The organism is Halomonas sp. CnH100-B (genome assembly GCF_024124605.1).
GTDB lineage: Bacteria > Pseudomonadota > Gammaproteobacteria > Pseudomonadales > Halomonadaceae > Vreelandella.
Genome location: NZ_JAMXRX010000005.1, coordinates 304,483 through 329,289 on the forward strand (window position 1 = coordinate 304,483; position 24,807 = coordinate 329,289).

Genomic DNA, 24,807 nt, shown 5'->3' on the forward strand with positions numbered 1-24,807 from the left:
TCCTTGATTAATCGTTGAGCGCAGCCGCCGCTTCGACCAGTCCGGCCAAGTTGAAACGCTCCGGCAACTTGCCCGCCACCGCTAGCTCGACGCGCTCGGCAATGGCATCCAACGCCACTTGCTCTAGCACTTCCCCAGCGAACGCTAGCGTCAGCAGGCCACGGGCGGTGGCTTCGTCGATACCGCGGGTACGCAGTGCGTAGATCGCGTCCTCGTCCAACTGACCGGTGGTGGTGCCGTGCGAACACTTCACATCGTCGGCGTAGATTTCAAGCTCGGGTTTTGCGTCGATTTGCGCGCGATCCGATAGCAGCAGGTTCTGGTTGCTCTGGAAACCTTCGATCTTCTGGCTGTCACGCTTCACGTAGACCTTACCATTGAAGACACCGTGAGCGCGGTCATCCAGAATGCCTTTGTAGTTCTCGTTCGAGAACGTCAGCGGGGCGTTGTGGTTGACCTTGGTGTGGTTATCCACGTGCTGACGCCCCTGGCCAAAGAACAGCCCATAGAAGTTCGTTTCAGCGCCCTGCCCGTTCAAATCGCTGATCAGGTCGTTACGTACCAGCGCGCCGCCCAGATTCAGGTTGTACGAGGTGTAACGGCTATCACGATTTTGCTCTACATGGATGCTCGCCACGTGCAGATCGCCAAGCGGCGCTTCCTGCAGCTTGTAGTGGTTCAAAATCGCCCCACGATCCAGCATCAACTCAGCCACCACGTTGGTGAAGTTGGCGGCGTCCGTCTCGCCTACGTAGTGCTCGATCAACGTGGCTTCGCTACGCCCAGCGGCTTCCACCAGAATGCGCGGGTGGCTCATCACCGGCGTGCCCGCGCGGGAAAGAAACTGCAGCAGAATGGGCTTTTCGACGACGGTGCCCGGCGCGATGCGAACCACGGCACCCTCTTCCATGAACGCCGTGTTCAGCGCGGCAAAGGGCGAGAAGTCGACGCCGGTCAAACGGCCCAACGGACCACCAACGGCTTCATGGTTATCCGTCAGCGCCTTGGAGAGCGGCATGACCTGAACGCTGTCGGGAAGCGCATCGAGGTCCGACAGCGCTGCCGAGAACACACCGTCCACGAACGTCAACCGGTAAGCATCCAGGGGCAGCGTGATGGCAGCCGCCTGGGCCTGGGAGAACTCGGCGCTCTCTGCCAACGCAAAGTTGCCCTGGGCGATGGCACGGACATCGGTGTATTTCCACTCTTCATCACGTCGGGTCGGAAAGCCCATCGCTTCGAAGCGGGCCGCGCCCGCCTGACGGCGAGCGGCGATCCAGGTGGGCTCGCCAGCGCGCTGCTGACTGCGCGCCGCTAGCGTGTCCAGAAAGGTTTGGGTATCGCTCATGCCACGGACTCCTCAATGCCTTCGTAACCGTTGGCCTCTAGCTCTTTGGCGAGCTCGGCATCGCCGGTTTTGACGATGCGGCCGTCGACCAGTACGTGGACTTTGTCCGGTACGATGTAGTCCAACAGGCGCTGATAGTGGGTGACCAGCAGAATGGCGCGCTCTTCGGCACGCAGGCTGTTCACGCCATCGGCGACGACTTTCATGGCGTCAATGTCGAGGCCAGAGTCGATTTCGTCCAGCATGGCCAGCTTCGGCTGCAGTACCAGCATCTGCAGAATTTCGTTGCGCTTTTTCTCACCGCCGGAGAAACCTTCGTTCACCGCACGCTGCAGGAAGCTGGCGTCCATTTTCATGAAGCCGAGCTTCTCTTTCACCAGCTTCATGAATTCGGGGGCAGGCATTTCACCTTCACCACGGGCAGCGCGCTGAGCGTTAAGCGCGGACTTCAGCAGGTAGATGTTTTTCACGCCCGGAATTTCGACCGGGTATTGGAAACCCAGCAGCAGGCCCGCTTGGGCGCGCTCTTCGATTTCCATCTCCAGCACGTCCTGACCTTCGAACGTGATGCTGCCTTGGGTCACTTCGTAGCCATCTTTACCAGCAATAACCGCTGACAACGTGGATTTACCCGCGCCGTTGGGGCCCATAATGGCATGCACTTCACCGGCGTTGATGGTGAGTGTCAGGCCTTTCAGAATCTCTTTGCCTTCGACGGTGACGTGTAAATCATTAACTTGCAACATAGTGATCGCCTTTTGAATACATGCGGGTCGCGAGCGCGACGCCCTAAAAATGGTGTTAGGTGCCGGAGCGGTTAGCCCACCGCGCCTTCCAGGGTAACGTTCAGCAGCGCTTCCGCTTCTACCGCGAACTCCATCGGTAGCTCTTGGAAAACGTCTTTACAGAAGCCGTTCACGATCATGCTGACCGCGTCCTCTTCGGAGATACCGCGGCTCTGACAGTAGAAGAGCTGATCTTCACCGATTTTAGAGGTGGTGGCTTCGTGCTCAATGGTCGCGGTGCTGTTGCCAATTTCCTGATAGGGGAACGTGTGAGCACCACACTTGTCGCCAATCAGCAGCGAATCGCACTGGGTAAAGTTACGCGCCCCCTTGGCACGAGGCCCGATCTTGACGAGGCCACGGTAGGACTGGTCGCTCTTACCCGCCGAAATCCCCTTGGCCACGATGTAGGAACGCGTGCCCTCACCAATGTGAATCATCTTGGTGCCGGTATCCGCCTGCTGGCGGCCGTTCGTTACTGCAACAGAATAGAATTCACCAATGCTGTCTTTACCGCGCAGCACGCAAGAGGGGTATTTCCAAGTAATCGCAGAGCCGGTTTCTACCTGCGTCCAGCTGATGCGTGAACGCTCGCCACGGCAATCGCCACGCTTGGTCACGAAGTTATAGATGCCGCCTTTACCCTCTTCGTCACCGGGATACCAGTTCTGAACGGTCGAGTATTTGATGTAGGCGTCATCCAGGGCGACCAGTTCGACCACGGCAGCGTGCAGCTGATTCTCGTCGCGCATTGGCGCGGTGCAGCCTTCCAGGTAGGAGACCTGGGCGCGGTCTTCACAGACGATCAACGTCCGCTCGAACTGGCCCGTGTTGGCCGCGTTGATACGGAAGTAGGTGGAGAGTTCCATCGGGCACTTCACGCCTTCCGGTACGAAGACGAACGAGCCATCGGTGAACACCGCAGAGTTCAGGGCAGCGAAGTAGTTATCCGCTACGGGCACGACGGTGCCGAGGTACTGCTTGATCAGATCCGGGTAGTCGCGAATCGCTTCGGAGATGGAGCAAAAAATCACGCCTGCTTCGGCCAGTTCTTTCTTGAAGGTCGTCGCAACAGAGACGGAGTCGAAAACCGCATCGACGGCCACACCTGCCAAGGCTGCACGTTCATGCAGCGGAATACCCAGCTTTTCGTAGGTTTCCAACAGTTTGGGGTCGACTTCGTCGAGACTCTGGGGACGATCCTCAGGGCGCTTGGGCGCACTGAAATAGGAGATCTCTTGGTAATCGATGGGCGGATAGTTTAGGTGCGCCCAGGACGGCTCTTCCATCTTCAACCACTGACGGTAAGCGTCCAGGCGCCACTCCAGCATCCACTCCGGCTCGCCTTTCTTCTTGGAGATGAAGGCGATGGTGTTTTCATCCAGGCCAGGTGGCAGTGTGTCGCTTTCAATATCGGTTACAAAACCATCTTTGTACTCGCGACGAACCAACTGTTCCATTTCTTCGCTTGCCATGGTGATACCCTCCGGGCAGTTGGGTGGCGAGGTTAGCTCGCCGTCAATAGGGTGATAGGCCTAACGGCTTATGCCGATGCCGCCGATAGGCTAATGCTTTGAATCGGTAACTGTACGGGCAGTTTGATGGGCGTCGTGTCGGCCAGGTGCGCCAGCGTCACGCTTTCGAGTAGCGTACGAATGGCCAGTGATACCCGCTGCCAATTGTCGGCCACACCGCAGGTAGCCACTAAGTCGCACTCGCCTTCCGCTTGGCTGCACTCGGTCATCGCAACAGGCCCCTCGATGGCGCTAATGATGTCGGCCGCCGTGATGTGCGACGCGGGGCGTGCCAGGCGGTACCCCCCTTGAACACCGCGCTGAGACTCTAACAGTCCAGCCTTCACCAGCATTTTTAAGGTTTTACTCACGGTGGGATGGGGCAGCTGTACCGCTTCTGCTAAGTCAGCCGCCGCATGCGACGCCTGGGGATGACGGGCAATTTGCGCCATCACCACAGCGGCATAATCTGTCAGCCGAGAAAGCTTAAGCATAGTCACTCCGTTTGCCATCGCGTGGGGCCGAGCCGTTGGCCTACCCGTTAATTGGGTACCATTTTAGTCCTGTATAAATTTGATGTGAAGCCCTTCTGCAAAATCCTTATCAAATAGCGCGACTTCTTAGCACGTTCGCGGCTGATAACATCAAAAAAGCCAATCATTATCATTTAGGAAATCTATGGCACACGACAAAAGAAAGCCTGCTCGCAAGCGGCAGGCTTTAAAAGAAGGAGTGACGTTTAAGCTTTCTTGACGAACACCGACTTCAGTTTCATTGGGCCGATACCCTCGACTTTGCAGTCGATGTCGTGATCGCCGTCCACCAATCGAATGTTCTTCACTTTGGTGCCTACTTTGACGACCAAGGAGCTGCCTTTGACTTTGAGGTCTTTGATCACGGTCACCGAGTCACCATCGGCGAGCAGGTTGCCGTTTGCATCACGAATGCCGCCATCCGAGACCGCCTCGCTGTCGTTCGCCTCTTCCGACCATTCATGGCCACACTCGGGGCAGACATATTGCAGGCCATCATCGTAGGTAAACTCGGAGACACAGGCAGGGCAGTTAGGCAGGTTACTCATCAAAGGCTCCATCGCAGCAGACAGTCAGGCAAACAGTAGCAAGCGACGGAGCCTACACGGCTTGAGCGCAATGCTCCAGCCTGGTGCCGTATTAGCCGCGCTGGTAGGTACCAACCAGACGATTCATTCCCAGCAGATGGGGCTCCACGGCGGTGAGTAGCTCAGGCAATGTCAGCCCCTCGGGCAGTGACGTCTGTTCGTCCAGCGCCAGCACCCAGAAATAGTAAAGGTGGCTGCCATGCCCCTCGGGAGGCATGGGCCCACCGTATCCTGGCTTGCCGAAATCGGTCATGCCAGACGTTCCCAACGCGGTATTTTCTTCCAGCGAGGTGGTCTCAGCAGGCAAGTTGTAAAGCACCCAGTGAACGAAACCGTAACCGCCCTCCTTCACCAATGGCGCATCCGGATCATGACAGATCACCGCATAGCCCTTGGTACCTTCCGGGGCGCCCTCCCACGACAGCGCTGGGGACACGTCTTCGGCCTCGCCGGTGTGCTTGGCAGGAATCGCTTGGTGATGTGCAAACGCCGAGCTGGTGACGCTCATTGAAGATAGTGCAAAAGCCATAATGCTCTCCTATGCGACGGGTGTGATAGCAAAACGTAATGTAGCGAAGAATTTAGCGTAACTCTAACTGCGTGGCGTAACTCTCCCACCACTGCCGTGCAATGCGCCGATTCTCCTCATTGGCACTAGGGTCGAGTACCGTCGGCAGTCGAACGGACTCCCCCCCTGTCTGAAAAGTCACGAGTGGGTCCTGAGTGGCTAACTGCAGCGCATACAGCACCAACATCAATTCATAAGCGTCATCGGTATGAAGCCTAGCAAACAGCAGGGGCACGGCCGGCATGCCAATCTCACCCAAACGTTCCGCAGCAATGTACCAAGGCCTTGGGTTATCGGGCCCGCCATACTGGCTGACGAATCGACGGTCCGCTAATCGGCTAACGTAATAGGCGGCTTCTTCTTCTGAGCTCACCTGTAGCGGCGGCGCCCAATCGTCGGCATGCGCCACGGAGGAAGGTGGCCCTTCTTGCGCGCTGGGCGCTGACGCCGTTTGATGGAGAGCGGTAGCCGTCGGGCGGTCGTCATCGGCAGTCGGGCGTGATTGCCCTGCACAGCCCGCCAGTAAGAGTGTCAATGTACAAAGAGTGGCGATCCCTATCGCTTTGGCCTGCTGACGCATGACGCAATTCCCTGGTTGATCGTTCAACGCTTGATACCTTATCCAAGATGCCGTGTAAGAGCGTTTGATGGGTGTACCCAAAGGCGACTAGGCTTTGCCATGGAGTGCTTACAGTGTGGCACCTCTTGAACTCACCGCCAATTGCCTGAAGAACGTCGAATGAAACGCTTATTAATCGTCGCCCACTCCCCTTCCGTCAATACCCGTGCCTTGCGCGATGCCGTGCAGCGAGGGGCAGAACATGACGATATCGAATCCGTGACGTGCATCGTCAAAACGCCTTTCGAAGCAGGGCCAACGGACATCCTCCATTGCGATGGCATCGTCCTGGGAACGACCGAAAACCTAGGCACCATGAGCGGCGCGCTGAAAGATTTTTTCGACCGCAGCTACTACGGGGTACTGGACGAGAAGCAGGGCCTGCCCTGCGCGCTTTATATCCGTGCAGGACATGACGGCACGGGTACTCGTCGGGCGGTGGAGGGCATCGTCACAGGGCTACGTTGGCGCTGGGTTCAGGACCCGCTGATTTTTCGTGGCGAGTGGCAGGAGGCGTTTATCCGCCAAGCCGAGGAGTTGGGCATGACTCTCGCTGCCGGGTTGGATAACGGATTATTTTAATGCCTTGAAACGAAAAACGGCACCGCTCAGGGTGCCGTTTTCATCACGGGGAAGAGCGCGTATTACTTCAAACGCTCGAACACCGTGGCAACTCCTTGCCCCATGCCAATACACATGGTGGCTAGGCCCAAGGTGGTATCGCGCTGCTGCATGACGTTCAGCAGCGTCGTACAAATGCGCGACCCGGAGCAGCCCAACGGGTGACCCAAGGCAATGGCACCGCCGTGCAGGTTCACTTTTTCGTCCATGGCGTCCAGGAAGCCTAGGTCCTTCAACACTGGCAGCCCCTGTGCGGCAAACGCCTCGTTCAGCTCGACGGTTTCAATGTCCGCCGCGGACAAACCAGCCGCTTTCAAGGCTTTCTTGGACGCGGGCACCGGGCCATAGCCCATGATGGAGGCATCGCAGCCCGCCACACCGGTCGAGAGCACTTTGGCAATCGGCTCCAACCCCAGCGCCTGGGCGCGCTCGTAGCTCATGACGGCCATGGCAGACGCCCCCACGGAGAGCGCTGACGAGGTGCCCGCCGTTACGGTACCGTTGCGAGGATCAAAAACCGGTTTCAGGTTCGCCATGGATTCCAGGCTGGCATCGGCGCGAATCACTTCGTCGTTTTTTACCAGCACTTTGAAGCCGCGCTGGTCGTGGCCTTCAACGCCGATAATTTCGTTATCGAAGTAGCCTTTCTCCATCGCCGCTTGAGCGCGCTGATGGGAACGGACACCGAACTTGTCCTGGTCTTCGCGGGAAATGCCGTGCATTTTACCCAGCAGTTCCGCCGTGAGGCCCATCATCATGGCGGCTTTGGCTGCGTACTTGCTCGCCGCCGGGTTGACATCGACCCCGTGAGCCATGGGCACGTGCTCCATGTGCTCCACACCGCCGATCACGTAGAAATCGCCCATGCCCGCTTTGATGTTCGCAGCGGCGATGTGCAGCGCAGTCATCGAGGAGCCGCATAGGCGGTTCACCGTTTGGGCGGGTACCGAGCGCGGGATGCCGGTCATGATCGCCGCGTTGCGGGCGATGTTCATGGACTGCTCTAGCGTCTGGTTGACACAGCCCCAGATCACATCATCCACTTCCGACGGATCCAGGTTCGGATTTCGGGTAAACAGCGCCTGCATGACGGCAGCGGAGAGGTTTTCGGCACGCACGTTGCGGAAGGCGCCGTTTTTCGCTTTCGCCATGGCGGTACGAACACCGTCAACCACCACGATATCTCTCGGATTCAAACTCATCTTATTTCTCCTGTGGGTGGTGACTTAGGCCTGAGCGCTTGCCGTGGTGCCAGCGTAGAACTGCTCGTTGTTCTTGGCCATGGCGCGCAGCTTCTCGGTGGGCGCGTACAGCGGCCCCAGCTCTTCGGCCAAACGGTCGGCCAGCGCAACAAACTCGGCTACGCCCAGCGCGTCGATGTAGCGCAGCGCACCGCCACGGAAGGGAGGGAAGCCAATGCCATAAATCAGCGCCATATCGGCTTCTGCTGGCGTATCGACAATGCCATCTTCCAGGCAGCGTACGGTCTCCAGGCACAGCGGCACCATCATGCGAGCGATGATGTCTTCATCCGAAAACTCTTTCTGCTCTTTCACCACTTCTTTTACTAACGCGTAAGCCTGCTCGTCGCTGACCTTCTTCGGCTTACCCTTCTTATCTTCTTCGTAAGCGTAGAAGCCTTTGTCGTTCTTCTGGCCCAGGCGCTGGTTGTCGTACATCACTTGAATCGCCGTTTTGCCTTCACGTGCCATACGATCCGGGAAGCCTTCGGCCATCACGTCGTTGGCGTGCACGGCGGTATCCATGCCGACGACATCCAGCAGATAGGCCGGGCCCATGGGCCAGCCAAACTTCTCCATGACTTTATCCACGCGCTGGAAGTCGGCGCCCTGCTCGACCAGGAAGCTAAAGCCACCGAAGTAAGGGAACAGTACGCGGTTGACCAGAAACCCTGGGCAGTCATTCACCACGATGGGGGTTTTACCCATGGCGCGGGCGTAGGCGACGGTCGCTGCCACGGCGGCGTCCGAGGTTTTCTCACCACGGATGACCTCGACCAGCGGCATGCGATGAACCGGGTTGAAGAAGTGCATGCCGCAGAAATTTTCCGGGCGCTTCAGGTTTTTGGCCAGGCGGTTGATCGAAATGGTCGACGTATTGGAGGTCAGAATCGTGTTCTCACCTACCACGCCTTCCACTTCGGTCAACACGGCATCTTTGACGTTGGGGTTCTCGACCACGGCTTCCACGACCAAATCGACGTTACCGAAATCGCCGTAGGAGAGCGTCGGGCGGATGTTGGAAAGTTTCTCGGCCATCTGCTCGGTGGTGAGCTTTTTACGCTCTACCTGCTTGGCAAACAGCTTGCGTGCCTCTTTGAGGCCGAGCTCAATGGCGTCATCCTTGATGTCTTTCATTAGGATGGGCGTGCCTTTGCTGGCACTTTGGTAGGCGATACCGCCCCCCATGATGCCGGCACCCAACACGGCGGTCTGTTTGACCGGCTGGGCCTGCTTTTCGTACTTGCTGCCCTTCTTCTTAACGACCTGGTCGTTCAGGAACAGGCCGACCAGGTTAAAGGCAACGCTGCTTAGCGCCAGCTTGGCGAACGATTTGGCTTCGATCGCCTGAGCGCGGGCGCGGGTTTCACCGGCGCCTTTTTGGATCACTTTGATCGCTTCCACCGGGGCGGGATAGTGCGGGCCTGCTTTGCCAGCCACGTACCCTTTAGCGGTTTCGAACGCCATCATCTGCTCGATGGCATTGAGCTTGAGCGGTGATGTTTTCTCGTCGCGACGGGCGTGATAGTCCAACTCGCCTGCATTGGCGCGGTCAAGAATGTCCAGCGCCGCTTCTTCCAGCAGCTCATGAGCAACGGCCGCGTCTACTGCGCCTACTTTTAGCGCGGCGTCAGCGCGATTTTCGGTACCACCGGCAATCCACTCGACGGCATTATCGGCACCGATCAGACGCGGCAGGCGTACGCAACCACCCCAGCCCGGCAGGATACCCAGCTTGGTTTCCGGTAAGCCAATTTTGGCTTTCTCACTCATCACGCGGAAATCGGTGGTCAGCAGAACTTCGCAGCCACCGCCAAGCGCCAGGCCATTGATCGCCGTCACGGTGGGGAAAGGCAGGTCTTCGATGGCGTTGAAAATATCGTGAACCTTGAGGTTCATCTCTACCAAGTACTCTTCACCCTTATCGAACAGGCTATGGAATTCGGTAATGTCAGCACCGACGATGAAGGCGTCTTTGGCACTGCGAATCATCAACCCTTTCAAACCGTTTTCGGCTTGGAGGGCTTTGACGGCGTCGCCGAGTTCAGCCACGACGGCGCTGGATAGCTTATTGACGGACTCATCTTTCAAATCGAAAGTGAGCATTGCGATGTCATTGCCACCCTGGGTGTCACGCCGCTCCACCGTGATGGCATTGCCTTGATAGATCATCCGCGCTCTCTCCACAAGTTCGGGCTGGCACGCCGTGGACGTGCCTGCCACGCATTTCATACGGTCGTTTGATTGCCTTAGCTTGGTTGAGTTACACCGGAACGTCAAGCCCTGACTTTTGGCTAATCCGCTCGCAGGAGCCGCTCGTTGACTCATGCACACATTTCTTGCGCTTTTTTCCCTCACACTGACGCATCGCATCGACTTTACCTGCGATCCCAACGATCATATACGTTTCATTGATGAGTTTTTAACGCTATGGGGACACTCTTAACGCCCGCCCGCATGGAAGCCTTGCAAGGGCGCGTCGAACGGATCGTCGAGCGGCTGAAACCTTGGAGCTGGCTCTGGCCGCCGTTGGCATTTGCGGCTGGGCTGGGCAGCTTTTTCCTCGTAGACCGTCAGCAGTGGCTGGGCGCGGCCCTGGCACTTGGGCTGCTGTTGGCTTGGTTGCTGCTGCTCTCCGAAAGCTTGATTGGCCGCTGGCTTTCCCATCGCGGCCACCCCACGTTGCCAAAAGGCGTGACGGCCTTTATTGCGCAAATGATTCACCAGGAGACGCTGTTTTTTACCCTGCCTTTCATTCTGGTGACCACCGTGTGGAACAGCGGCCAAGCACTATTCGCGCTGTTGGTGATGGGTATGGCCGTGTGGTCGATCATCGACCCGCTCTACTACAAGCTCGCTGGGCGCTGGCGCAGTCTCTATTTCATGTTTCATGCCCAGTGCGTCTTCCTGGTGCTTCTGGTCATCTTGCCTATCATGGTGCATCTCACCACCGGCCAGAGCCTGCTGCTCGCCTTGGTGCTGACCGTCCTGGTGGCCCTTCCCAGTTTCTGGCATCTACTCAAAAAACGCTCGCCAGCTCGCTGGTTGGGATTTTTCGCGCTCACCGTGGCGCTGGCCTATGGGGCGTGGCTTGGCCGTGTGTGGGTGCCGCCCGCCAGTCTATGGATGACCAGCACGGCGCTCTCCCCCGCTTTTGATACGCAGCAGCGCACTCCCCAAGGCTCGCTGACACTGACGCCCGAAGCCATTCGCAACAATGGCCTGTATGTCTATACGGCCATTCGCGCCCCGCGAGGGCTGAGCGAAACGATTTACCATGCGTGGCATCATAATGGCGAAGCGATGGACACCGTGGCATTAGCGATCAACGGCGGTCGGGAACAGGGTTATCGCGCCTGGAGCCATAAGCAGAACTTTCCCGAAGACCCCTCGGGCGAGTGGCGTGTCGATATCATGACCAACGGCGGGCAGCGTTTGGGGCTGATTCGGTTTACCGTCTCGCAAGATGCCAACGCCGCCACCGTGGCCGATGGCACGATCCGACCGAGCGGTCTGAGCGCATTGAATCTGCGTCGTTTCGTTCCAGGTAACGGCGCTTCCCCAGACGATGCCCAAGCGACCGAGTAACGGAACGCCTTGCATTCAGCGGCGCAGCTTATGACAATTCGCCCACTTACACTTTTTGGCAGTTAGTTACCTATGGCATCAACAATTGGTTTTCGTATTGCTCGCTTGCCCCACCTGTGGCGCTCGATTCTCGATCGCAGGCTTGCGCCACTGGGGCTGACCCAGACCCGCTGGGTGACGCTGTATCATCTTTGGAAGTTGGGCGAAGGCAACCCACAGTGCGATTTGGCTCGCGCGATTGGGGTGGAAGCCCCGTCCCTGGTGCGGACGTTGGGGCAGTTGGAAGAGCAAGGTTTAGTTGAGCGTCGCGCCTGCGATAACGACCGCCGCAGCAAACGCATCTACCTCACCCCGGCAGCGATGCCGCTGTTGGAGCAGATCGACAGTGTCGTGCTCGCCGCCCGCCAGGAGATGCTGGCAGGCTTGAGCGAAGACGACTTGGAACAGTTGGAAAAGTGGCTCGCGCTGATCGAATCCAACGGCCTCGCCATTCAGGCCAGAGACCAAGACGGGCCCTCCGCTTAACGCTCTACCCCTTCTCGCTTCCTTCTTCTTCCGTGCCACCTGTCTCCAGCGGCTTGACAGGTGGGCGGTCTGACAGGCCGCTCAATGCCTCTTTGAGCGGTTCGATATCCGACAAATAGCGGGTGAACCGTTCGGCGGTTTGTGATTCCCACCACCATAGCGTCAGCGAATGGGCGTTAGACTCTAGGACCAACGCGTCCTGAGGCAGGTGTTCGAGTAAGGTTTGCAAATGTTGACTGGCCACATCGGGCAACGGACGCAGCGGCGCGATGCGCCAGCGCCAGCCGGCGTGGTAAGGTTCTAATGCGTCGCTGGCGTTGGAATCCCTCACCAGCAAAAAATCTGGCCCGGGTGCTGACTGCGGGTAGTGCCAGCGATAGGCGGGCATGGTGCCTCGAAAGTGATGCAACGGCGGTTTGGCCATTTTTACCGTCACGCCCTGTTTTCCGGCACTTGAGCGCAGCGCCATTTGACGCTGCTGGCGGGGGCTGGGTTTTAGCCACATGACCGGCGCAATCACAAACATCAGAATAAAAACGATGATCAACCATTCCATTGCAACACCTACCCTCTTTTCGTCAAACTCATTTGGCAATGTATCGAAACCCTGATCTAGGTCGTTGTTAAGAGTCACCTCTACGCCTAAAGTGAAGGTATCGAACACAGCCTTTACGTGTGCCACATCACCAAGGAGATACGCCATGAGCTATCGCCATATCCTGGTCGCCGTTGACTTAACCAAGGACTCTCACAAAATTCTTGAGCGTGCGGTGGCGATTGCCGAGCGCAATAACGGCGCTAAAATCTCGATCATGCACACCCTGGAGCCTTTAGGTTTTGCCTACGGCGGCGACATTCCGATGGACCTTACCAGCATCCAGGACCAGCTCGATGACCACGCCAAGAAGCGTCTAGCCGAGATCGCCGCTCCCCACGTCGAAGCCGCAGATCAACACGTGGTCGTGGGTATGCCCGACACGGAGATCCACCGTTTCGCCGATGAGCACAACGTCGACTTGATCGTGGTCGGCTCCCATGGACGCCACGGCTTCGCCCTGCTGTTAGGCTCTACGTCGACAGGCGTTCTTCACGGAGCCCAGTGCGACGTGCTTGCCGTTCGGGTTGGCAAGAAAGGCGAAAAAAGCGACGAGTGAGATGCCCAACGCCAAAGGCCCCTTGCGGGGCCTTTGGAACATCGATAGACACGTTACTCACCGTTTGCCATGGCTTCCAGCTCCATCCACCGCTCCATGGCAGCGTCCAACGCCTGCTGTACCTTTTCGAGCGCCTGCAGTTTGGCGGTCACCACCGTGGCTTCCTGCTGATAAAAGGCCGGGTCTCCTACCTCTTGCTCCAGCGCTTCGATGTCACTCTCTAGCCGCTCGATCTCCGCAGGCAGCGCATCCAATTCACGCTGCAGCTTATAAGAGAGTTTGACGGTTTTCTTTGCAGGCTCCCCGGCGGGTGCCGGTGGCGACTTTTCCTCTGCGGTGCGGGTGGGTTCGGTGTGCTGACGTGCCGCGCCCTCCCAAGGCGCAGGTGGCAATTGGCCACCCTGGCGAATCCAGTCCGTGTAGCCGCCGACATACTCGCGCACGCGCCCTTCCCCTTCGAACGCCAGCATGCTGGTGACGACGTTATCCATGAAGGTTCGGTCGTGGGAGACCAGCAGCAGCGTGCCGTCAAAATCGAGCAGTAGCTCTTCGAGCAGCTCCAGGGTTTCCATGTCTAGGTCGTTGGTCGGCTCGTCCAGCACCAGTACGTTGGCGGGCTGGGTGAACAGCTTGGCCAACAGCAGACGGTTGGATTCGCCTCCTGACAGCGCTTTTACCGGCTGGCGAACCCGGTCTGGAGTGAAGAGAAAATCTTGCAGATAGCTCATGACATGGCGGTCTTTACCGCCCACGCTCACCCGGTCACTGCCTTGCGCTACGTTGTCATACACCGTTTTTTCCAGCTCGAGGCCGGCCCGCAGCTGGTCGAAGTAGGCCACTTTGAGGTTGGTGCCTAACTGAACGCTGCCCTCGGTGGGTGCCAGCTCGCCGAGCAAAATCTTCAGCAGCGTGGTTTTACCGGCACCGTTGCGCCCCAAGAAGCCGATGCGGTCGCCCCGCATGACTTCCAGGTTCACGTTGCGCAAGATCACGTCGTCACCAAAGCGCTGAGTGACCCCTTTTAGCTCGACCACGCGCTTACCGGTCCGCTCGCCGCTATCCACGGTAAGATTCGCCGTCCCCTGCCGCTCGCGGCGCTGGCTACGCTCCACGCGCATTTTTTCAAGCTCGCGCACACGGCCTTCATTACGCGTACGCCGCGCCTTGACGCCCTGACGAATCCATACCTCTTCTTGGGCCAATTTTTTATCGAACAGCGCATTCTCGCGCGACTCGACCTCCAGCTCGTGCTGCTTGCGCTCTTGGTATTCGGCGTAGACACCGGGATAACGCCCGAGCTTCCCACGGTCGAGCTCCAGGATGTTCGTCGCGAGTTTCGACAAAAATGCCCTATCGTGGGTGATCAGCAGTACCGCACCGTTGAAGGCCAATAGCTGCTCTTCCAGCCACGCAATGGTGTCGAGATCCAGGTGGTTGGTCGGCTCGTCGAGCAGCAGTAGGTCAGGCTCGGAAACCAGCGCACGGGCCAGCGCTACTCGCCGCCGCCAACCGCCGGATAGTGCGCTCATCTCGGCGTCTGGGGGCAAACCGAGCCGGGTCAGTACCACATCGATTCGCTGATGGAAGGACCAGCCATCGATGGCTTCAAGGCGCGTCTGTAGCGTCGCCATGCGGTTCATGTCCGGGTCCGGGTCATTGATCAGGTGCTGATACTCCGACAGCAGCTCGCCCGCTTCCGGCAGGCCTTGCGCCACCATATCGAAAATGGTCATACCCGAGGATTCAGGCAGCTCTTGAGCCAGCACGCCAATTTTCAAACCGGGCGCACGCCAAATGGTGCCATCATCCGCTTGAATGTCGCCCGCCACGAGCTTGAGCAGGGTGGATTTACCGGTGCCGTTGCGCCCGACCAGCGCCAGCCGCTCGCCTCTTTCAACCGTTAGGTCGGCGCGGTTAAGCAGTACTTGGGTGCCGTAAGCGAGTTGCAGCTGTTCGAGTCGTAACAAGGTCACGCAGTGTCCTCCTTCGTCGTGAGGCGCACAGTGTAACGCATGGACCGGGCTTACGGGGTAACCGAATGACGTCTCGATGGCAGGAGCGCCTGCGGTGGGCATCGCAGGCGCGTGTTGGCGGGTTACATCTCGGTGCGGATACGCTTTTTATCCAACTTGCCAACGCTGGTTTTGGGTATCTCATCAACGATACGAATCAGGGATGGAACCCCCCAGCGGTTGAGTTCTCCCTGCGCCACGAACTGCTCCATGAAACCTTGAATCGCCTCGACGGTAAGCGGCGTTTTATGATCGCTGGGCACTACGAGCGCGGCGGGCCTTTCGCCCCATTTATCGTCCGCCACACCAATCACCGCGACCTCTGCCACGCCGGGGCACTGGCTGATATAGCTTTCGAGGGCCAGCGATGAGAGCCATTCGCCCCCGGTTTTAATCACATCTTTCATGCGGTCACTGATCGATAAAAAACCGTGCTCATCGAGCGATCCCACATCCCCGGTGTGTAGCCAGCCATCGCGCCATAACTCCTCACTGCGCGCGTCCTCTTTATAATACGCCTGGGTCAGCCAGGGTGCTTGCACGCGCACCTCGCCAATGCTGCGGCCATCATGGGGAAGTGGCTCACCATCGGTATCGACGACTTGAAGTTTGACGAATGGCACGGGTAACCCTGCTTTGCAGCGCCAGGGCAGCTGATGCTCGAAATCGGCATCGGCGACGTCTTTGGGTAGTATATCGGCGGTCAATAGCGGGCAGGTCTCCGACATGCCGTAAGCGCTGCGCGTATCGATGCCCAGCGCCCAAGCACGACTGGCCAACGCTTGGGTCAACGCACTTCCTCCCACCAACACTTTCCAACCCGAAATATCGATCTTCTTCGTCGCGATGGCATCAGCACTCACCACCATGTTGAGTAGCGTCGGTACGCAGTGTGAAAAATCGACTTTTTCGCTCACCAACAGTTTGACCAACATGTCGGGTTCGTACTTGCCGGGGTAGACCTGCGTGGCCCCCAACAGGGTCGCGGTATAAGGCACGCCCCACGCATGCACATGGAACATGGGCGTAATGGGCATGTACACCTTATCCCGATTGAGCAGCTCGAACCCTGGCGCCTGGAAGGTGCTGGCTTCGCTCAGGGTATGCAACACGAGCTGACGATGGGTAAAGAAAACTCCCTTGGGGTTGCCTGTCGTGCCCGTGGTGTAGAACAGAGTGGCTACCACGTTTTCGTCAAAGATGGGAAAGTCATAATGGGGCGGCTGTCGAGCGAGTAAGGCTTCAAACTCGCCCACCAGTGGCAGCGAAGTCTCAACAGACTGTTCGCTCTCTTGGCAGAGCATGTACCCTCGAATGTTCGGTAACCGAGCGGCAAGCGGCTCTAGCAAGGGAACGAAGTCTTCGTGCACCAGTACGAACACGTCTTCCGCGTGCTCCATGGTATAGAGAATCTGCTCTGGCGCTAACCTGACATTCACGGTGTGAAGTACCGCGCCTATCATGGGAATGGCAAAAAAACACTCCAGATAACGATGGCTATCCCAGTCGAGCACGGCGACCACATCCCCTGCCTGCACCCCTTGGGCGGTGAGCGCATGAGCCAATTGATGCACCCGCTCTTGAAAGCGACGATAGTCATGACGACATTGATCGCGGTAAACGATGTGATTGTTACCCGCCATGCGAACACCCGATTCCAGCAGCTCTTTGATCAATAGAGGCGGCTGTGTGGCGGAAGCAGTCGCCGGCAATATCTTGGGGGTTATCGTTGCCATGGTCACTCCTTGATGTCGTTATTGTTCATAGAGACTCACCGTTGCAGTGTTCACCACCGCGTAGGGCGACGCAATGCGAACGGGCACACCTTTGGTATTAGCCGAGGCGCGTACCGACCTTTACAATACGCCTTTCACCATCTGGACAAGGGGACACGCTTGACGACCACGACAGCCGATACGTTTTTGCCCGAGGCGCTACGGTTTCGCCCGGAAACTCCTTTGGTGGACATTGGCGCGAACTTGACCCATGAGAGCTTTCAGCGCGACCTAGACGACGTGATCGTCAGAGCCAGGGCCGCACAGGTGCGGACGTTGATCGTGACCGGCACCGACGTGGCCCATGCCAAGCAGGCAGTGGCGATGGCCCAGCGGTTCGAGGGTGTTTACGCCACGGCGGGCGTGCACCCCCATGACGCCATTAGCTGGAACGACACGGTGGCACAAGACATGCGGGCGCTCTACCGCCTTCCTGAAGTGGTGGCCGTTGGCGAGTGCGGGCTGGATTTCAATCGCAACTTCTCCACGCCGCAAGCGCAAGAGCTCGCCTTCGAAGCCCAGCTGGCGCTGGCCGCCGACAGTGGCCTGCCACTGTTTCTACATGAGCGGGATGCCGGCGAGCGCATGCGCGATATCCTGCGCAGCTGGCGAGATGACATTAGCGATGCAGTGATACACTGCTTCACGGCGGATCGAGCGACCCTACATGGGTATCTCGATCTCGACCTTCACATCGGCCTCACCGGCTGGATTTGCGACGAGCGCCGAGGGCACCATCTACGTGACTTGGTGCGGGACATTCCTCTGGAGCGACTCATGGTCGAAACCGACTGCCCTTATTTGCTGCCCCGCAATTTGCCGACCAAGTTGAAGGGCCGTCGCCATGAACCGGCCCTGCTGCCGTGGATCGTGCAAGAGATCGCCCGTTGGCATGATGTGAGTGACACCGAGCTGGGGGCTGCCACGACGCGCACCGCCCAGCGTTTTTTCCGCATCGATGCGGACGCTTAAAAGGAGCAACTGCGTGGCTGACTATCCTGGCTTCATTGCCATCGAAACAGGCGAAGATAATGGCCTGCCGCTCTCCATCGCCTGGTCGTTACCCGATGGGCGTATCAAGCAAACGTTGATTCAGCCGGACGATAGCTGGATCAATGAAGATAGCAACGTCATGGGCGCTTACAGCATCGAAGAGCTGGAGAGCTTGGGGGTCAGCCCGCTGGACGTGATCCGCGAGCTGGAGAACGACCACTTCTCGGCGACGCTCTATACCAGCGATAACGGCGATGACGACGCCGCACTGGCACGGTTATTCGATACCTACGGCTTGGACCCGTTCGTCGAACTGGCCCCCGCCAAGGTACTGTACGATCATCTCGGCCCCGGAGAGTGGCACCGCCTGCGCAGCGATGCCTTCAACGATCTTGGCTTGGAGCCAATGCGTCCAGAGCACGAAATCGAAGTGATGCTGACGCTACACCGCCAGCTAAACGAGCAGGATTAAGCAACCCGACACGCGGCTAGACACGCTTTCCCCTTGGCGATGGCGTCATCGCGCGAGCCTTGCTGCTGGTAGTAGTGCGTCAGTGCTGTATGAAAGGCGTTGGCACGCGCTGGCAGCCCTTCGTCCATATAACGCTGGGCTCTCGCAGCGACCTTCTGGGCGAAGGCATCGCGATCCACGTCGACGTCACCGCCCAGGTTATCGACACTGACATGGAAGGTACGCCCACACGCGTGGGTGAACAGCTGCTCGAGTGCCTGGGGCGCAATTTCTGCTCGCTCGAACGCTCGCTGCTGCTCGGCATTACGCCCGTCCGGCAGGTACCAATACCCATAATCTTCAAGCTGCCGCCGCTTGTCTCCTGCGATACACCAGTGGCTGATCTCGTGCAGCGCGCTCGCGAAATAGCCACGAGCAAAAATCACCTGATGATAGGGACACTCGACATTCGCGGGGCGATAAAGAGGCTCATCACCGCCCTTGATGAGTCGCGTGTGAAAGTGTTCCATAAACACGCCATCGAACAGCGCCATGATATCGTCCAGGGTCCAACGCTCTTTCTCGTGTGTCACCATGTTGCCACTTTCGTCATTCATTTCGCGCAGTATACCTGTGCCCCTCCACTAGGCTAAAGAGGAGACGGCAAACCACAGCGACTCCTGCTACTCTATCGGCCTTTCTTAGGTCTCTTTGCTAAAGAGGAGCCATACCTTGGGCGGCTTTACTAGCGATATAAAAACGATCTACTGGCCTGAAACCCGCACCCTGGTCGCGTTGGCACTGCCCATTTGTGGCGCTCAGCTCGCCCAGGCGGGCATGAGCGTGGTGGATGTCATGATGACGGGCAGGCACAACGCCACCGACCTGGCGGCGGTGTCGGTCGGGTCGAGCTTATGGATGCCGTTGATGCTCTTCATGACCGGCACGCTCATGGGCTTGACCCCGATCGTGGCACACTTGCTAGGTGGACAACGCCATGGCGCCATTCGCCCCGCCGTACATCAAGCGCTGTGGGTGGCGTTGGCCTTAGGGTGCGTCTCGGCGGTGTTATTGTGGGTCGCCGTAGCGCCGATTTTCGAACGCATGGACGTGCCGCCTAGCGTTGCCCGGGAGTCCGCCGCCTATCTTAGTGCGGTGGCGTTTGGCATGCCGGGCATTGCTCTCTTTCAAGCGCTTCGGGCCTTTTCTGACGGCATGAACCATACTCGCCCGGCCCTGTGGATCAGCTTGGTCGGCTTGAGCGTTAATATTCCCTGTAACTATTTACTCATTTACGGCGGCGAGGGTTTAGTGAGCCTATTCGGCTCCGGCCTTCCAAGCAGTTGGCAGCAGCTTCCCGCCCTCGGCGCATTGGGCTGCGGCATTGCCACCGCCATCTCCATGTGGACCATGGCCATCACCATGGCGCTCTATACTCGCCGCGGCACGACGTACCGCAGTGTCGCGCTGTGGCAGCAGTTGACGCCGCCCAATTTGGCGGGCATTCGCGAACTCGTCGTTGTAGGCGTACCGATTGGTGTGGCCATCTTTGTCGAAGTAACGCTGTTCACGCTGATCGCACTGTTCATTGCCAGCTTCGGTGAAGTCACCGTTGGTGCTCACCAAATCGCCCTCAGCTACACGACCATCCTGTTCATGTTACCGATGTCGTTAAGCATGGCGCTAACCGTACGGGTGGGAAACACGCTGGGGCAAAAGCGTTTGGCCATGGCGCGCAAAGTGGCTTGGAATGGCATCGTCATCAGTGTCATCGTCGCGGCCATCAATAGCACACTTTTGTGGTTTTCAGCCGCCCCAGTCATATCACTCTATACCTCGAATGCGGACATTCAGGCATTAGCGCTCACCATCATTGCATTGGCGGTGGTTTTCCAGCTCTCCGACTCCTTACAGGTCAACTTAGCCGGTGCGCTCAGAGGCTACAAAGACACACGTATCGTCATGGTGATTACCGTACTCTCGTATTGGATCGTGGGCTTGGGCGGAGGACACTGGCTAGGAACCTACGGCCTAGGGAGCATGTCTGAACCTATGGGTGTACACGGCTACTGGATTGGGCTGATTGCGGGTCTCAGCACGGCTGCATGTTTACTGGCTTGGCGATTAAAAAGAATCAGTCAACAGGAGTGATCTATGCCCCTACCTTCCCGTCTCTTGTGGCTCATCGCTGCCACTGGAGTGCTGCTGTCTGGCTGTGGCGACCATAGCGCTGAACATGCCTGGGAACAGTATCATCAGCAATTGGCCGCTGCGCTGGATACGTCGCCGCCAGCGCCATCCGAACCGCGCAACATTGACGCCTTCCCTGAACGCCAGCAGCGCTTGATCGAGGTACCAGAAATTCGCGATGGAATGCTCAACATCTATGCGTTGCGCGAGTGCCAAATCACCTCCTTGGTTGCTGCCCGTAACAATCAGCTGGGCCGCGTAGCACCTCCTAGCCAACACTGGCTGTACGAACGCGCCCTTTGGCAGCGTCTGGACGCCTGTTGGAATAGCGACATCCCCGATACCCTGAGCGACGACGACAAAGCGCGCTTGGCGCAGTTGACCGAGCTGAAAACCGAGCAGCTACCCGCCGTCAGTTGGAACGCGATTTTTGATTCTGAAGAGTGGGAAAAGAGTTTTTCAAGGGCCAGCAGCCCCTTGCCTCCACAGGCAAGCATCGATATCAGCGAGCAGCAAGCGGCCCTCAGCTACCTGCAACGAATGGTCGATCAGCAGTTCAGTCAGACATGGGAGCAGGACTCTTCAACGCTAGAAAATCACTTGAAAGCCCTTCAAGAGAGACCGTTGAGCGCCGAGATGCTGCGCTCGCTACTGCTCGCCGAACAGCGACTGAGCGAAGCCAACCACATGCTCGCGGCAGCGGCTGACGACGAGGCCTGCCTGTCGGTGGAAACGCCTGTTTGGATCGAGACGTTGGCAGAAAACGCCCAACAGTGGCTCGTCAGCGTGAACCAGTTGATTGAGGCTCATCCCGTCACCCCTCCTGATTCGGTTGCCGCGTATCAACAGAATTGGCTCTCTTTACACCGCCCGGAAGCTCCGTGGCAGCAGTTTCAAACCGCGTGGGACAAGCATACCGCGTTAAAAAGCGCCTTTTCCCCCTGCGTGTCGGATTAAAAATGACGTTTACGCTTAACCTCGCGGTCAAGCTGTGCTATTGGTGAAGTGTGCGGCAGGCGGTTACCGCTGTCTGCCAACGTCGTGACCACGCAGTACAAGGAGGGACACCATGGGCGCACCCCTGTCAACTCGCTCTGCCCAGGTCATCGACCTGGAAACCGTGCGTCAGCGTCAGCAGGCGCGCAAGTGTTTAGTTCGTTTAGCCCCAGAGCTAGATGGATTGGAGATGGTCTACCAGCTCGCTGCGAGTCCCGACACCTACTATGGCCTGCCGATTCTTGCTTGGGGGCTGAGGGAAGATGGCAACGTGGTAGGACTCGTCCCATGGATGGAGTCGCTCGTCGCGTGCCATGAGCTGGATAGCCATGAGAGCGGCGTTTTTATCGGTTATCGTGACCCTGAAACAGACGAAATCTTCGACCTCCCTCCCGATCACAAATACGACGAGCTGACTGCGGCAGCTAGCTACTTCGAGTATGAGTCGTCGGGCGATATCACGCTCATTCAGCAGCTTCCCGATACTCTAGGGACTCACGCCCTCTGCATGAACCACCCCCATGCACCTTGGCACATGAAACCCGTGTACGGATGGCGTTTATATAGCGACGGTAACATCGAAGCGGTGCTGGCAGATGAGCAAAAGGCCACCATGACGCCGATTCTACTCGGCGATGCATGCCTTTACGATGCGCACTCACAACACCAAACCGTCTACTTCTTCCAGCGCCATATCGCTAACCGTATTCTGGAAGAGGACCCCGCCACGTTAGAGGCACTTGCCATGATGGTCGTGCCCAGTAGTGACAGTCCATAACCCTTCTCCGCAAGGCGTTCACCCTTTAGTCGGTAAACGCCTTGTCTCGCTCTACAGGATCATGCCAAGCGGATAAAGTAGACGTACTGATCGTCCCCACTTTCTTGATGCAACAGTTCGTGGCCGAGAAATTGGCAAAACTTTGGCACATCGCGAGTCGTGGCAGGATCGGTCGCCACGACTTTCAAAATTTGGCCCGAGGCCATATCACGCACTTTGTTATGCATCAGCATGATCGGTTCCGGGCAGTAAAGTCCGGTAGTGTCCAATGCAGTATCGAACGCGGCGGGATCATTCGTAGTATCAGTCATCGACTCTCTCGGTTAGGAAACAGACCTATGATAAAAATCATCATTGAACGACGCATCATGCCCGGTTTGGAAGAGGAATATGAACACGCAGCACGCGAGGCGATGCGTGTCTCCTTGGGCGTCCGGGGCTTCGTTGGTGGTGAAACCTTGGTGGAGCTTGGCCACACCGACCGCCGTCTGATGATTACCAAATGGCGCGACCTGCGTGCCTGGAAAGAGTGGCACGCCAGCGAAGAGCGCGCCATGGCGATGCAGCGTATTTTACCGCTACTCACTGAAGATGAAACTATTCGACTCTATGAGCCGGGCTACTAACCCGTCGTCCCCCACGTCAGTGAGCTAGCCTGACGTATACCGTCACCTCTTCGCGGTCGTGATAGAGGTGGCGGCATCGAATCGTGGCGCTGACACCCGAGGCTGCTAACGCCTCTTCCAGCGTTGCCAGGCAGCGGGTCACCTCGTCCCAACGCTTCTTCATCGGCAGCTTGAGGTTGAAGATCGCCTCGCGGCACCACTTGCGCGTTAACCAACGCTCTACCATGGCCAAAACGCGCACCGGCTTATCGACGATGTCACACACCAGCCAATCCAACCGCTGCGGCGGTTCCCAGGTAAAGCCGTCCTCGCGTAGATGATCGATCTGGCCGGTGGCCATGAGCTGCTTGTCCATCGGGCCATTATCGATGGCATAGACATACATACCGCGCTGTACCAGTTGCCATGTCCAGCCGCCCGGAGCTGCCCCCAAATCTGCCGCCTGCATGTGTGCGGCTAAACGCTCTTCCCACTCGTCGCGAGGGATGAACTCGTGCCAAGCCTCTTCTAACTTCAATGTCGAACGACTGGGCGCACGAGAAGGAAAGCGCAGCCGACGAATGCCATTGATTAACTCGCTGCGGTTATCGGGAAAACTCATCCCTAACTGAACCCGGTCACCATCCGTCCAAAACACGTGCAAGCGACGCCCACCCGCCTTGCCACGCAGTGCGCCTCTTTTCTTCAGCATGCTCTGTAGGGGCTTGGTCAACGCCTTGATCAAGCCCGCTAAGGCTTTCCCTTCGTTCGTATCCGGCGTTTCATGCCAGATCTCTTCGAAACTCCAACGGCTTGCTTTGATCTGTTCGAGAATGGCCGTGAGGCGGTCATCCCGAGATAGCGTCAACGCAGGCAGTGCCGCTAAACTTTGTCTGGCGAATATGAGTCGCTTGAAGGCAGCCTGACGATGTAAATCGTTAATGGCTTCTCCGTCTTGGCGCGTGACACTTACCCAGCCCTCACCCCGCACCGGATCACAGGGCACGCCCAGCTGCTGCGCATGGTGCTGCATTTCAGCCAACGCATCGTTTTCAAACCCGGGCCGGCAGTAAACAAGCCATGACATGGGTACCGTATCACTCACCTTTCACCTCAACATAATCTGCAACCCATAAACGCGATATCACATACTTGCTCACGCGGCGGCCTGCATCATAGCACTTTGGGCGCGTCACTCTAAGCGCGTCGTCTTTTCATTAGAAGTGTCGTACACTATTCGGACGGTATCTCGAGTCCTTCCTTCATGGAGGGGCTTTTTTTATGCCGGACAGCACCATTTGACTAACAGCGCGCGCCGTCTCGTCCGGCCGCGTTTGCCAAGGAGAGCATCATGGGGCAGCGTCCTCCGCTTTTGATCAATCGGCTCGACGCAGATCGTCTGCAGCGCTTGATCGATAACGCCACCGAGAAGGATCAAATGGTGGCTGAGCTTTTACAAGAGGAGCTCAGTCGCGGAGAAGTGGTCGATCCTGAAGAAATTCCCGATAACGTCGTCAGTATGAACAGTCAAATTCAGTTCACTGACCTCACTCGCAACCAACAGATGGTGCGTACGCTGGTGTATCCGCACTCGCTCGGCACGACGAAAGACGCCATTTCGATCATGGCGCCCATTGGTGCCAGCCTGCTAGGGCTTAAAGTAGGCGACACCATCGACTGGCCTCTACCCAACCAGCAAAACGCACATTTACGAGTAGACGCGATTCTCTGGCAACCTGAACGCGAAAAGCAGTACCACCGCTAATTCGTACCGCGCTTCCTAAGCCGCTTCTGTTCTGATAAGCGGCTTTTTTGTTTCCCTCCCGCGTTTTCCAGAGACCACACAACCAAAAAGCCCCGAGCACAGGATGCCCGGGGCTGGTCATGGCGCGCTTTCGAGCGCGCAACAAAAAACCCAGCCGTT

General features: G+C 57.8%; 26 protein-coding genes. 11 read left to right on the forward strand and 15 right to left on the reverse strand.

What is annotated here, in order from left to right; genetic code table 11:
- Nucleotides 1-7 precede the first annotated feature (7 nt).
- The 7 genes from sufD to NH398_RS13700 all read right to left on the reverse strand — a co-directional run bounded on the left by sufD (nucleotide 8) and on the right by NH398_RS13700 (nucleotide 5,915).
- Nucleotides 8-1,348, reverse strand: coding sequence for a Fe-S cluster assembly protein SufD (gene sufD / locus NH398_RS13670; RefSeq protein WP_253018978.1), 1,341 nt, complete (start codon nucleotides 1,346-1,348; stop codon nucleotides 8-10).
- Nucleotides 1,345-2,094, reverse strand: a complete 750-nt coding sequence (gene sufC, locus NH398_RS13675; RefSeq protein ID WP_139528441.1) for a Fe-S cluster assembly ATPase SufC — start codon at nucleotides 2,092-2,094, stop codon at nucleotides 1,345-1,347. Before sufC ends, sufD begins: the two co-directional genes overlap by 4 nt.
- Nucleotides 2,095-2,165: 71 nt before the next feature.
- On the reverse strand, nucleotides 2,166-3,608 hold the full coding sequence (gene sufB / locus NH398_RS13680) for a Fe-S cluster assembly protein SufB (protein WP_253018979.1): 1,443 nt from the start codon (nucleotides 3,606-3,608) through the stop codon (nucleotides 2,166-2,168).
- A gap of 68 nt (nucleotides 3,609-3,676) precedes the next feature.
- Entirely contained in the window at nucleotides 3,677-4,141 is a 465-nt protein-coding gene (locus NH398_RS13685) for an SUF system Fe-S cluster assembly regulator (protein ID WP_159341779.1), read from the reverse strand.
- Nucleotides 4,142-4,386: 245 nt separating this feature from the next.
- Nucleotides 4,387-4,728: a zinc ribbon domain-containing protein YjdM gene (locus tag NH398_RS13690; protein ID WP_253018980.1), complete on the reverse strand. Its 342-nt coding sequence runs from the start codon at nucleotides 4,726-4,728 to the stop codon at nucleotides 4,387-4,389.
- A 91-nt stretch (nucleotides 4,729-4,819) separates the two neighbouring features.
- Nucleotides 4,820-5,296 carry a YbhB/YbcL family Raf kinase inhibitor-like protein gene (locus tag NH398_RS13695; RefSeq protein ID WP_159341777.1) on the reverse strand — a complete coding sequence of 159 codons (477 nt, stop codon included), beginning with the start codon at nucleotides 5,294-5,296 and terminating at the stop codon, nucleotides 4,820-4,822.
- Between the two features lie 52 nt (nucleotides 5,297-5,348).
- Nucleotides 5,349-5,915, reverse strand: a complete 567-nt coding sequence (locus NH398_RS13700; RefSeq protein WP_253018981.1) for a hypothetical protein — start codon at nucleotides 5,913-5,915, stop codon at nucleotides 5,349-5,351.
- A gap of 159 nt (nucleotides 5,916-6,074) precedes the next feature.
- Between NH398_RS13700 and NH398_RS13705 the strand changes: the two genes are divergently transcribed.
- On the forward strand, nucleotides 6,075-6,536 hold the full coding sequence (locus NH398_RS13705; protein ID WP_253018982.1) for a flavodoxin family protein: 462 nt from the start codon (nucleotides 6,075-6,077) through the stop codon (nucleotides 6,534-6,536).
- 62 nt (nucleotides 6,537-6,598) lie between these two features.
- Here NH398_RS13705 and fadA read toward each other — a convergent pair whose 3' ends face one another.
- A complete protein-coding gene (gene fadA / locus NH398_RS13710) occupies nucleotides 6,599-7,777 on the reverse strand; it encodes an acetyl-CoA C-acyltransferase FadA (RefSeq protein WP_159341774.1) in 1,179 nt (392 codons plus the stop codon).
- 24 nt (nucleotides 7,778-7,801) lie between these two features.
- On the reverse strand, nucleotides 7,802-9,988 hold the full coding sequence (gene fadB, locus NH398_RS13715; RefSeq protein ID WP_253018983.1) for a fatty acid oxidation complex subunit alpha FadB: 2,187 nt from the start codon (nucleotides 9,986-9,988) through the stop codon (nucleotides 7,802-7,804).
- A 258-nt stretch (nucleotides 9,989-10,246) separates the two neighbouring features.
- On the opposite strand from fadB, the gene NH398_RS13720 reads away from it, so the two are divergent.
- Together NH398_RS13720 and slyA are read left to right on the forward strand one after the other, a co-directional pair.
- On the forward strand, nucleotides 10,247-11,404 hold the full coding sequence (locus tag NH398_RS13720) for a DUF5924 family protein (protein WP_253018984.1): 1,158 nt from the start codon (nucleotides 10,247-10,249) through the stop codon (nucleotides 11,402-11,404).
- Between the two features lie 72 nt (nucleotides 11,405-11,476).
- Complete coding sequence (gene slyA / locus NH398_RS13725; protein WP_159341771.1) at nucleotides 11,477-11,929, forward strand: transcriptional regulator SlyA; 453 nt, start codon at nucleotides 11,477-11,479, stop codon at nucleotides 11,927-11,929.
- A gap of 4 nt (nucleotides 11,930-11,933) precedes the next feature.
- On the opposite strand, the gene NH398_RS13730 is transcribed toward slyA, so the two are convergent.
- Entirely contained in the window at nucleotides 11,934-12,485 is a 552-nt protein-coding gene (locus NH398_RS13730; protein ID WP_253018985.1) for a preprotein translocase subunit YajC, read from the reverse strand.
- 145 nt (nucleotides 12,486-12,630) lie between these two features.
- Between NH398_RS13730 and NH398_RS13735 the strand changes: the two genes are divergently transcribed.
- Nucleotides 12,631-13,083 carry a universal stress protein gene (locus NH398_RS13735; protein ID WP_159341769.1) on the forward strand — a complete coding sequence of 151 codons (453 nt, stop codon included), beginning with the start codon at nucleotides 12,631-12,633 and terminating at the stop codon, nucleotides 13,081-13,083.
- A gap of 53 nt (nucleotides 13,084-13,136) precedes the next feature.
- Here NH398_RS13735 and NH398_RS13740 read toward each other — a convergent pair whose 3' ends face one another.
- Both NH398_RS13740 and NH398_RS13745 read right to left on the reverse strand, forming a co-directional pair.
- Complete coding sequence (locus tag NH398_RS13740; protein WP_253018986.1) at nucleotides 13,137-15,056, reverse strand: ATP-binding cassette domain-containing protein; 1,920 nt, start codon at nucleotides 15,054-15,056, stop codon at nucleotides 13,137-13,139.
- A gap of 122 nt (nucleotides 15,057-15,178) precedes the next feature.
- A complete protein-coding gene (locus NH398_RS13745) occupies nucleotides 15,179-16,831 on the reverse strand; it encodes a fatty acid--CoA ligase (RefSeq protein WP_253018987.1) in 1,653 nt (550 codons plus the stop codon).
- Nucleotides 16,832-16,990: 159 nt separating this feature from the next.
- Between NH398_RS13745 and NH398_RS13750 the strand changes: the two genes are divergently transcribed.
- Nucleotides 16,991-17,842 (forward strand): TatD family hydrolase, encoded by an 852-nt coding sequence (locus NH398_RS13750; RefSeq protein ID WP_253018988.1) that lies wholly within the window; start codon nucleotides 16,991-16,993, stop codon nucleotides 17,840-17,842.
- A gap of 13 nt (nucleotides 17,843-17,855) precedes the next feature.
- The gene (locus NH398_RS13755) at nucleotides 17,856-18,335 is read left to right on the forward strand and encodes a hypothetical protein (protein ID WP_159341765.1); all 480 of its coding nucleotides are present in this window, start codon (nucleotides 17,856-17,858) and stop codon (nucleotides 18,333-18,335) included.
- Here NH398_RS13755 and NH398_RS13760 read toward each other — a convergent pair.
- On the reverse strand, nucleotides 18,332-18,910 hold the full coding sequence (locus tag NH398_RS13760) for an elongation factor P hydroxylase (RefSeq protein WP_159341764.1): 579 nt from the start codon (nucleotides 18,908-18,910) through the stop codon (nucleotides 18,332-18,334). The two genes, NH398_RS13755 and NH398_RS13760, sit on opposite strands and share 4 nt — an antisense overlap.
- Nucleotides 18,911-19,046: 136 nt before the next feature.
- Between NH398_RS13760 and NH398_RS13765 the strand changes: the two genes are divergently transcribed.
- From NH398_RS13765 to NH398_RS13775, 3 genes are all read left to right on the forward strand, one after another.
- Nucleotides 19,047-20,465: an MATE family efflux transporter gene (locus NH398_RS13765; RefSeq protein ID WP_253018989.1), complete on the forward strand. Its 1,419-nt coding sequence runs from the start codon at nucleotides 19,047-19,049 to the stop codon at nucleotides 20,463-20,465.
- Nucleotides 20,466-20,468: 3 nt separating this feature from the next.
- Nucleotides 20,469-21,461: a DUF3080 family protein gene (locus NH398_RS13770; protein WP_253018990.1), complete on the forward strand. Its 993-nt coding sequence runs from the start codon at nucleotides 20,469-20,471 to the stop codon at nucleotides 21,459-21,461.
- A 112-nt stretch (nucleotides 21,462-21,573) separates the two neighbouring features.
- Nucleotides 21,574-22,278 carry a hypothetical protein gene (locus tag NH398_RS13775; RefSeq protein WP_253018991.1) on the forward strand — a complete coding sequence of 235 codons (705 nt, stop codon included), beginning with the start codon at nucleotides 21,574-21,576 and terminating at the stop codon, nucleotides 22,276-22,278.
- Between the two features lie 59 nt (nucleotides 22,279-22,337).
- Here the strand turns inward: NH398_RS13775 and tusA are convergent, their stop codons facing one another.
- Nucleotides 22,338-22,589 carry a sulfurtransferase TusA gene (tusA, locus tag NH398_RS13780; RefSeq protein ID WP_159341760.1) on the reverse strand — a complete coding sequence of 84 codons (252 nt, stop codon included), beginning with the start codon at nucleotides 22,587-22,589 and terminating at the stop codon, nucleotides 22,338-22,340.
- A 27-nt stretch (nucleotides 22,590-22,616) separates the two neighbouring features.
- Between tusA and NH398_RS13785 the strand changes: the two genes are divergently transcribed.
- Entirely contained in the window at nucleotides 22,617-22,904 is a 288-nt protein-coding gene (locus tag NH398_RS13785) for an antibiotic biosynthesis monooxygenase family protein (RefSeq protein ID WP_159341759.1), read from the forward strand.
- A gap of 16 nt (nucleotides 22,905-22,920) precedes the next feature.
- On the opposite strand, the gene rlmM is transcribed toward NH398_RS13785, so the two are convergent.
- Entirely contained in the window at nucleotides 22,921-23,970 is a 1,050-nt protein-coding gene (rlmM, locus tag NH398_RS13790; RefSeq protein ID WP_253018992.1) for a 23S rRNA (cytidine(2498)-2'-O)-methyltransferase RlmM, read from the reverse strand.
- Between the two features lie 264 nt (nucleotides 23,971-24,234).
- Here rlmM and rnk point away from each other — a divergent pair, with 264 nt between their 5' ends.
- Nucleotides 24,235-24,648, forward strand: coding sequence for a nucleoside diphosphate kinase regulator (rnk, locus tag NH398_RS13795; RefSeq protein WP_253018993.1), 414 nt, complete (start codon nucleotides 24,235-24,237; stop codon nucleotides 24,646-24,648).
- Nucleotides 24,649-24,807: the final 159 nt, after the last annotated feature.